Raw genomic sequence first — 8,040 nt, 5'->3', positions numbered from 1 at the left:
GATCGTATTTGGTACATCAGTCGATGGCTGCCAGATCGGGTTTTCGATCTGCTGATATTCAAGGCGCTGGGCATCCATAAATTGATGCGCTCAGACGCTTAAAGGCTGGTCGGCTTGCTGTGGTGGCGCATGACGGGTATCCGAACTCAAAAGGATATTTGCCATGCGAGCGCTGCGATCCATGTGGTTCGTCGACGTGCCCTCGGTAGACAGTAGCGAGAGGCCTAATTGGTAGGAGTAAATCAGAAACGCTCGATCTCGAGCCTCTGTCTCCCCCAAGTGCATTTGCATCAGCAAACCCTCGATATAGCTCAACCGGTGTTTATCGACTTCATCAATGGCCTGCCGTGCCTGGCGATCCCCACGTGCCCACGCGCGAATTCCGAGTTCCACTGCCGCCGCCTCTTGTGCGGCATGACCGTGGTAAGGCAGTTCCAGCAGTCGAATTAGCTGTTGTTCAGCAGAGGTCTGTGCATTGCGGAGGTGCAGAATCACGTCTTCTGTCGCTCGTGCTCGCCAACTGGTGAGTATCCCTTGCAGCAGTTCTTCTCGATTACTGAAGTGGTGGTAAAAACTGCCTCGCGTAATGCTCATAGCCTTTGCCAGCGTATCGACACGAACAGCGTCGACCCCGCTTTTACTCAAGACCTGCTGGGCAGTTTGAATCCAATCCTCACGGGTCAAATTGGGACGCGATGCCATACCAGGAAACCTTAACCCACATGGGGTGCGACAAGTGTGTGCCGCAAGCGGCTCGGATGTTCGATTCTAACGGGATCCTTTACATCCTGCAGCACTGAGCCAGAAGAGGGTTTTCAATCTACACAACAATACATACATGTATTTCTGAATTTTGCGCTATTTAAGGCGTTTAAGCAGCATTTATATTGGATATAAATAATTTAAACATACACAACTGTATTGACACGTATGGGCGCGACGTCTACTGTGGACATACAAGGCTGTATGTCTGCAAAAAATAAAAATCGGAGGCCGTATGGAAGGTTTGGGCAAGACGCTGCTCGCTGCAGGTCACACCACCAATTATCACGAATCAGGCAGCGGTAAACCCTTGTTCCTGCTGCATGGATCCGGCCCCGGCGTTTCTGGTTGGAGCAACTGGGCGAAGAGCATGGCGTCGTTCGATGATGCCTGGCGGGTCATCGTCCCGGATATCGCCGGGTTCGGTTTCACCCCTTATCAGGAAGGCCTGAAATACGACATAAAACTGTGGGTCAACCATGTGGTTGGCATCATGGACGCGCTAGACATTTCAAAAGCTTCATTTGTGGGTAACTCTTTTGGCGGCGCCGTAGCCATAGGCCTTGCGATATTTGCTCCGGAGCGAGTAGACCGGCTGGTGCTGCTGGGTACGCCGGCGGGGGAGTTTATCCAGACTCCTGGGCTGCGAGGCGCTTATACCTATGAACCTTCGATCGAGAACATGCGCGCACTGATGGCGCTATTCCCCTATAACCCCGAGTTGATCACCGAGCAACTGGTCCAAAGCCGGTATGCGGCCAGTGCTCGGCCAGGCGCTCAGGCGGGTTTGCGCAAACTATTGCCTGCGCCTGCCGAGCACGGCGAGACAGTGGTCAAGGGTTTTCCGGCAGCGGCCTTGGCAAAAATCAAGGCTCCGACACTGGTGGTCCACGGCCGCGAAGATCGTGTAGTACCACCTGAGTGCGGTTTGCTGATCGCCAACAGCGTGCCGGATGCGGACTTGCACCTTTTTGGCCGCTGCGGTCATTGGGTCCAAAGCGAGCAACCTGAGCGCTTTGTATCACTGGTTCGCCACTTTTTGAGCGAGTAAGGCTATGAGTCGTAACGTATTGGAAAGGGTGCTTTGGCAGCTGTCCGTTGATCGTTCGGCGAAGGAACGCTTTCGCGCTGACGGCTCTCGATTTCTTGCACGGTTTGCGTTGAGCTATGAGCACAAACAAATGGTGCTGGAGTTCGATGTCGCGGGTCTGCAGCGCGCCGGTGTGAACCCGATGCTCACGATGGGCTTCTGGCAAGAGTTGGCGCCCGATCGAGACATGGCGATTTACAAGCGTCGGCTAGGCGCTTCCGAAGAACATATCGCAGCGTTCAGCGCTGCGCTGAAGGGTTGACTGAGCCATGGGCAAAATCGTTGGCGGCTTCTGGATGCCGCATGATCCAGTGATGTTTGTGGCGCCTGAGGCACCTGCTGAGGCCGTGAGAAACAAGATCTGGGGCGCTTTCGAAATCTGTGCGCAGCGCTTGGTAGAGCTTGAGCCCACCAGTGTGATTATCGTCGGCTGCGATCATTTCATTCTGTTCGGACCGCAATGCCTGCCCAAGTACGTTATTGGCACGGGTGACATTGACGGTCCGGTTGAAAGTTTGCCCGGGTTGACTCGTGGACCGATCAGCAATCATCAGGCATTGGCTGAGCATATCGTCAACGATGGCGAGGCGAGGGGGATTGACTGGACAGTGGCACGCAGCTTCACCGTCGATCATTCATTCTCCATTCCTCAGCAGATGGTGGTACAGCCGGCGGAAAGGGCATTGGGACGTACATTGCCTTGCATACCCATCTACCTTGCTTGTGGTGTTGACCCCTACATCTCGCTAAGCAGAGCGGCAGACCTTGGTCACCAGATTCAACAGGCCGTCGCATCGTTCGCTGAGCATGAGCGGGTGGTGATCATTGGCAGTGGTGGCATCAGTCACTGGGTGGGCACTGCACAAATGGGCCAAGTTGCCGAAGATTTTGATCGAGAGATTCTTGATCTGGGTGTGCGGGGTGATCTCGCCGGGCTAACGGCCTACCGAGACGAGGAAATCCTCGAACGCGCCGGTAACGGCGCCATGGAAATCCGTAATTTTGCTTGTGCCCTGGCGGCGGTGCCCAATGCCCGTGGCGAAGTGATTGCGTACGAGCCAGTACCCGAATGGGTCACCGGTTTAGGCTTTGTGCAGCTACATTCAGGGGGTTCCCTTGATGAGTAACGTTCTCCTCTGTCAGTCCGATGAATTGGCGCCTGGTTGCACAAAGAAAGTGCTGAATGAGCAGGTCGGCGATATCTGCGTCTACAACCTTGAGGGCACGTTCTATGCCACGGCAGATACGTGCACTCACGCAACCGCGTCCCTGGCCGAAGGCGACATTGAGGACGACCTGATCACGTGCCCGGTGCATTGGGGACAATTCGATATTCGCACCGGCCAGGCCGTGACTGCTCCCTGTGTTCGGCATCTGCGTACCTATCGAGTGATTGTCACTGATGGTGGGGTGTTCGCGGACATCGAAAGTCAGTCGGTGGAAGCCGCAGCTGCCGCCGACAGTCCTGTCTAATTCGCGGCCACACCTAAAAACCATAACAGCGAGCGTCCCATGACCGACATCATCAAACTCAGGGAAATCGAAGCCACCGAACCGCTTCGCAACCTGGACCGAATCTGCGACATGGAAAGCGGGCGTATGTCCGGCAAGGTGTTCTGGGACAAGGACATCTATGAGCAAGAGCTTGAAAAAATATTTGCCCGCTGCTGGCTGTTCGTCGCCCATGAGTCGCAACTCTCCAAACCCGGTGACTACCTGACCACCACGATGGGTGAGGATGAAGTGCTGGTAGTGCGGCAGAAAGACCAATCAATCAGGGTGATGCTCAATGCCTGCCCGCACCGCGGTAACAAGGTCTGCTTTGCAGAGGCCGGCCATGCTCGCGGTTTTATCTGCAATTATCACGGGTGGTCATTTGGCGCCGATGGTGGCCGACTCATGGGCATGCATGAGTCCAAATGCTATGAAGAGAGTGGATTCGACAAGTCGCAGCATGGCCTGCGGCAGGCCCGAGTCGCTAGCTATAAAGGGCTGGTGTTTGCCACCTTCAGCGCGGACGCTCCCAGCCTTGAAGAGTATCTGGGGCCGATGACCTGGTACCTGGACGTGTTGCTGGACATGGACGAAGGCGGCACTGAGTTTGCCGGTGGCTGCATTCGGTCGACGATAGAATGCAACTGGAAAATAGCCGCTGAAAACTTTGTGGGCGATATCCTCCATGGCGGCTGGACCCACGACTCTGCAGCCAAGGCAATGCTGGGTGGCCCAGTGTTGAACGTCGGTGAGTTGCCGGAGTCTTATTCAGTCAACTGGAACGGTCACGGTTATGAGTTCGCCACCGACATAGTAGGCAATGCCGCTACCCTCGGCGAAAGAGACATCAACAAATACATTCATACGATGCGGCCCAAGGTTGCCGAGCGTCTGGGCGAGTTCCGCTCGACGATGATCGGAGCCATCTCTTCTTTCACCGTATTCCCGAATTTTTCTTTCCTTCCCGGCCAGAACACTGTGCGTGTATGGCATCCCCGAGGCCCGGACAAAATCGAGCTGTATACCTGGGTAATCGTCAACAAGAGTGCCCCGCAAGACATCAAGGACAAGTGGCGTAAAGGCGCAATGATGACGTTTTCGCCTACTGGCGTCTTCGAAATGGACGATGGAGAAAACTGGGAATACTGCACCAAGACCAGTCGCGGCATGGTCACCCGTTATCAAGACCTGTACGTCGGGCTGGGCATGAATACCCGCATCGAAGACGGCGTGCTGCCGGGGAACGTGTTCAAGGGTCAGCTTAACGAATGTAACGCGCGCGCCTTCTACCAACGCTGGAAGGACCTGCTGCAAGCACCGACCTGGGCCGATGTGCCAGACCGCAACGGCACGATGCGCTGATGGAGCCTGTGACCATGGTATTCGCAACCGAGAAACCGGTAAGCGCCGACGATGCTCGCCAAGTGAAAGCGTTTCTGCTGCGTGAAGCACGCCTGCTGGATAACGAGTGTTGGGACGACTGGCTGATGACCTTGTCCGAGCAAATCCATTATTGGATGCCCGGCATCGAGAACCGTAGGCGTGAAGATAAATCCGGGCCCTACACCGCAGAGCACATGGCTTTTTTCGACGATTCCATGCGTGATCTGCAACGCAGGGTTGCTCGCTTCAAACAGCCTTCGGCATGGGCTGAGAATCCGCCAACGCGCAACGTTCATGTCATTACCAATATTGAGGTGTATGCGGGTTCTGAACCAGGGGAGCTCGTGGTGTATTCATGCTTCATCAACGTTCGCAGCCGTGGCCTGAGCGAGTCGGCCCAGATAGTGGGCCGCCGTGAAGACGTACTGCGTCTGGAGGGGGATGGCTTGAAACTGCTCAAGCGAAAGATCCTCATTCCTAACGCGATGCTGCTGTGCAAAAACATCAACACCTTTCTTTAGGAGACGCACATGGGTTGGCTTGAAGGACAGGTGGCTTTGGTCACGGGCGGAACAGGTGGGATAGGCAGCGCCATTGTACGCCGTTACGTTGAAGAGGGCGCCAAAGTCGCGGTCATGGCTCGGGACGAGGCACAGCTGGCTGTCCTGCGCGATGCGCTGGGCGATAGCATTATTACCGTGCGCGGCGATGTCTCCAGCGCTGCCGATAACCAGGCGGCTGTTGCAGCAACATTGAATGCCTTTGGCAAGCTTGACACCTTTGTCGGGAACGCCGCTGTCTTCGACTATTTCACCCGACTTGATCGGATCGCACCGGAAGAATTCGAGGCAGCCTTTCAGAAACTGTTTTCGATCAATGTACAAGGCTATCTATTGGGCGCGCGTTGCTCAATCGATGCGTTGCGCGAGAGCCGTGGCAGCATGATTTTTACCCTGTCCAACAGTGCCTTTTATGCCGGCGGTGGCGGGATTCTGTACGTCACGGCCAAGCATGCATTGGTCGGGATGATTCGCCAACTGGCCTATGAGTTGGCACCGGATATCCGGGTCAATGGCGTGGCACCTGGCGCCACCAATACCGCGATGAAGAGCCTCGATGGTTTGAACAAGCGCAGCATACCGCTCAACCAGATTCCCGGTTTCGAGACGGCGGCGGCTAACGCAGTGCCGCTCAAATCCATTGCAGAACCTGAGGACCATACAGGTCATTACGTGCTGCTGGCGTCGCGCCGTAATGCCAGCCAAACCACAGCAAACATCATTCACAGTGACGGCGGGTGGGAGGTACGTACCCAAGGCTGACAGCACCCGCGGCGACATAAGAAGCTCGATAATCATAATAATGAGGCTGGCCAATGAGCCTGAAAAATACTACGCCGGAACCTGTAGCACCGAACGTGCTGAACACCCTGTTCAATGATCTTCGCCTGCCGGTGATCGCGGCGCCGATGTTTCTGGTCTCGGGACCTGCGCTGTTAAAAGCATGCTGCCGCGCGGGAGTAATCGGCAGTCTTCCGGCGCCAAATGCGCGCACGGTCGAAGTCCTCGATACCTGGCTTGCGGATTTACGCGCAGATTTTGCCGCCGCTCGTCTCGAAGGCATCGAACCGGCGCCCTGGTTGTTCAACATGATCGTGCACAGCACCTACGATCGATTCGACGCCGAGCTCGAACTTGTACGGCGCTATCAACCACCGCTGGTTTCTACCGCACTGGGCAGCCCCAAACGCGTCATCGACGCGGTGCACAGTTATGGTGGACAGGTCATTTCCGATGTCATCACGCCCGCCATGGCGCGCAAAGCGGTAGAGGCGGGTGTCGACGGCCTGATCCTTGTGTGCAATGGGGCTGGCGGGCATACCGGTCATTACAACCCTTTTGCTTTTGCGGCCGAAGTTCGCGAATTCTGGAACGGCCCTCTGGGCATTGCCGGCGCTATCTCCTCTGGTCGCGACATCCATGCGGCGCAGGTGATGGGCGCGGACTTTGCGGTGGTGGGTACACGTTTCATTGCGACCACTGAAAGCCTGGTCAGCGATGAGTATCGGGTGATGCTCACTGAGTGCTCGATGGACGATCTGGTGCCCACCAAAGCGGTCAGCGGCGTGTTGGCCAATTGGATGAAACCGTCCTTGGTCAAGGCGCAAATTGACCCGCAAACAGTGTCGGCAGCGACTATCGATTTTTCCGGCAACATCGCCAGTGCCAACAAGGCCTGGAAAGACGTTTGGTCTGCTGGGCACGGCGTCGGCCAGATCAAGCATCTCGTCAGTACCGCACAGTTGATCGATGAACTGGAACAGGACTATCACGCCAGTCTGCAGCGTTCTCTTGCTCATCCCTCGCTCACAAGGAGTCACCGCTCATGACGCAAATTCAGCAACGCCTGATCGACGCCGCCGCTGCCCTTCAGGCCTCAAGAGACAACGGTTCAGCTATTGGACGAATTTCGGAGCGTTTCGATGTTCACACGCTCGAAGACGCCTATGCGGTGCAAGAGTTGAACACCGAACGGGCGCTAAAAGCGGGGCGCCGCCTGTCGGGACGCAAGGTTGGTTTGACATCGTTGGCCGTTCAACAGCAGTTGGGCGTGGACCAGCCAGATTTTGGCATGTTGTTCGCGGATATGGAGGTCCTCGATGGTGGGGTGATCGACTGCAGCCGACTGATCCAGCCTAAAGCCGAGGGCGAAATCGCCTTTGTGCTCAAACGAGATCTTCCGGCCGCAGATACCACCCTTGCTGAACTACTGAGTGCTATCGATTACGTCTTGCCTGCTTTGGAAATAGTCGATTCTGCGATTGAAAACTGGAAAATTACGTTGGTCGATACCGTCGCTGACAATGCTTCCAGTGCGTTGTATGTGCTGGGTAAACAGCCTGTGCAGTTGTCTGATCTGGACTTGAGTCTAGAGGGGATGACCTTGTGGAAAAATGGTGAGCAGGCGTCGATGGGAGTAGGGGTTGCCTGCTTGGGCAACCCTATCGATGCGTGTCTTTGGCTGGCGCGAACTATGGCCAAAGCGGGCAGGCCACTGCTCGCTGGCGATGTGGTGCTGTCTGGCGCTTTGGGCCCGATGGTGCCAGTGGTCAAGGGTGATCGACTGACTCTGCGCCTGACCCGTCTAGGCGAGATTAGCTGTTGCTTCATCTAACACGCAAAAGCACCGGCTTTGCCTTGCCCAGTTAGTAATACCTCGTGCACAAAAAACAATGAAGCGTTATGCGAAGCGCTCTGGAGGCTGTAAACGTGACTGACCTATTCAACGGCCAGCTTTTGGCACCTGCGCTT

General features: G+C 55.8%; 10 protein-coding genes. 9 read left to right on the top strand and 1 reads right to left on the bottom strand.

The features are described 5' to 3' along the window. Positions 1–90 precede the first annotated feature (90 nt). The gene (locus tag M0974_RS25600) at positions 91–702 is read right to left on the bottom strand and encodes a TetR/AcrR family transcriptional regulator (RefSeq protein WP_297843666.1); all 612 of its coding nucleotides are present in this window, start codon (positions 700–702) and stop codon (positions 91–93) included. A 295-nt stretch (positions 703–997) separates the two neighbouring features. Between M0974_RS25600 and M0974_RS25595 the strand changes: the two genes are divergently transcribed. The 9 genes from M0974_RS25595 to M0974_RS25555 are packed head-to-tail and all read left to right on the top strand — an operon-like array spanning position 998 to position 7,903. Next, positions 998–1,813, top strand: a complete 816-nt coding sequence (locus M0974_RS25595) for an alpha/beta hydrolase (protein ID WP_297843663.1) — start codon at positions 998–1,000, stop codon at positions 1,811–1,813. A gap of 4 nt (positions 1,814–1,817) precedes the next feature. Further along, complete coding sequence (locus M0974_RS25590) at positions 1,818–2,114, top strand: extradiol ring-cleavage dioxygenase (RefSeq protein WP_297843659.1); 297 nt, start codon at positions 1,818–1,820, stop codon at positions 2,112–2,114. A 7-nt stretch (positions 2,115–2,121) separates the two neighbouring features. After that, on the top strand, positions 2,122–2,979 hold the full coding sequence (locus tag M0974_RS25585) for a protocatechuate 3,4-dioxygenase (RefSeq protein WP_297843656.1): 858 nt from the start codon (positions 2,122–2,124) through the stop codon (positions 2,977–2,979). Next, positions 2,972–3,325 carry a non-heme iron oxygenase ferredoxin subunit gene (locus M0974_RS25580; protein WP_297843651.1) on the top strand — a complete coding sequence of 118 codons (354 nt, stop codon included), beginning with the start codon at positions 2,972–2,974 and terminating at the stop codon, positions 3,323–3,325. The genes M0974_RS25585 and M0974_RS25580 overlap by 8 nt, the downstream gene beginning before the upstream one ends. 39 nt (positions 3,326–3,364) lie before the next feature. Beyond that, on the top strand, positions 3,365–4,708 hold the full coding sequence (locus tag M0974_RS25575; RefSeq protein ID WP_297843648.1) for an SRPBCC family protein: 1,344 nt from the start codon (positions 3,365–3,367) through the stop codon (positions 4,706–4,708). A 14-nt stretch (positions 4,709–4,722) separates the two neighbouring features. Then, positions 4,723–5,250 (top strand): 3-phenylpropionate/cinnamic acid dioxygenase subunit beta, encoded by a 528-nt coding sequence (locus tag M0974_RS25570; protein WP_297843645.1) that lies wholly within the window; start codon positions 4,723–4,725, stop codon positions 5,248–5,250. 9 nt (positions 5,251–5,259) lie between these two features. After that, on the top strand, positions 5,260–6,051 hold the full coding sequence (gene hcaB / locus M0974_RS25565) for a 3-(cis-5,6-dihydroxycyclohexa-1,3-dien-1-yl)propanoate dehydrogenase (RefSeq protein ID WP_297843642.1): 792 nt from the start codon (positions 5,260–5,262) through the stop codon (positions 6,049–6,051). A 53-nt stretch (positions 6,052–6,104) separates the two neighbouring features. Then, positions 6,105–7,118: a nitronate monooxygenase family protein gene (locus M0974_RS25560; protein WP_297843639.1), complete on the top strand. Its 1,014-nt coding sequence runs from the start codon at positions 6,105–6,107 to the stop codon at positions 7,116–7,118. Continuing rightward, entirely contained in the window at positions 7,115–7,903 is a 789-nt protein-coding gene (locus M0974_RS25555) for a fumarylacetoacetate hydrolase family protein (RefSeq protein ID WP_297843636.1), read from the top strand. The genes M0974_RS25560 and M0974_RS25555 overlap by 4 nt, the downstream gene beginning before the upstream one ends. Positions 7,904–8,040 lie beyond the last annotated feature (137 nt).

The organism is Pseudomonas sp. (genome assembly GCF_026224925.1).
GTDB lineage: Bacteria > Pseudomonadota > Gammaproteobacteria > Pseudomonadales > Pseudomonadaceae > Aquipseudomonas.
This window is presented reverse-complemented; position numbering and strand designations above follow the sequence as displayed.

Coding starts and splice junctions, on each gene's coding strand:
- M0974_RS25570 (WP_297843645.1), top strand. CDS start 4,723: ATGGTATTCGCAACCGAGAAACCGGTAAGCGCCGACGATGCTCGCCAA.
- M0974_RS25580 (WP_297843651.1), top strand. CDS start 2,972: ATGAGTAACGTTCTCCTCTGTCAGTCCGATGAATTGGCGCCTGGTTGC.
- M0974_RS25560 (WP_297843639.1), top strand. CDS start 6,105: ATGAGCCTGAAAAATACTACGCCGGAACCTGTAGCACCGAACGTGCTG.
- M0974_RS25590 (WP_297843659.1), top strand. CDS start 1,818: ATGAGTCGTAACGTATTGGAAAGGGTGCTTTGGCAGCTGTCCGTTGAT.
- M0974_RS25585 (WP_297843656.1), top strand. CDS start 2,122: ATGGGCAAAATCGTTGGCGGCTTCTGGATGCCGCATGATCCAGTGATG.
- hcaB (WP_297843642.1), top strand. CDS start 5,260: ATGGGTTGGCTTGAAGGACAGGTGGCTTTGGTCACGGGCGGAACAGGT.
- M0974_RS25595 (WP_297843663.1), top strand. CDS start 998: ATGGAAGGTTTGGGCAAGACGCTGCTCGCTGCAGGTCACACCACCAAT.
- M0974_RS25555 (WP_297843636.1), top strand. CDS start 7,115: ATGACGCAAATTCAGCAACGCCTGATCGACGCCGCCGCTGCCCTTCAG.
- M0974_RS25575 (WP_297843648.1), top strand. CDS start 3,365: ATGACCGACATCATCAAACTCAGGGAAATCGAAGCCACCGAACCGCTT.
- M0974_RS25600 (WP_297843666.1), bottom strand. CDS start 702: ATGGCATCGCGTCCCAATTTGACCCGTGAGGATTGGATTCAAACTGCC.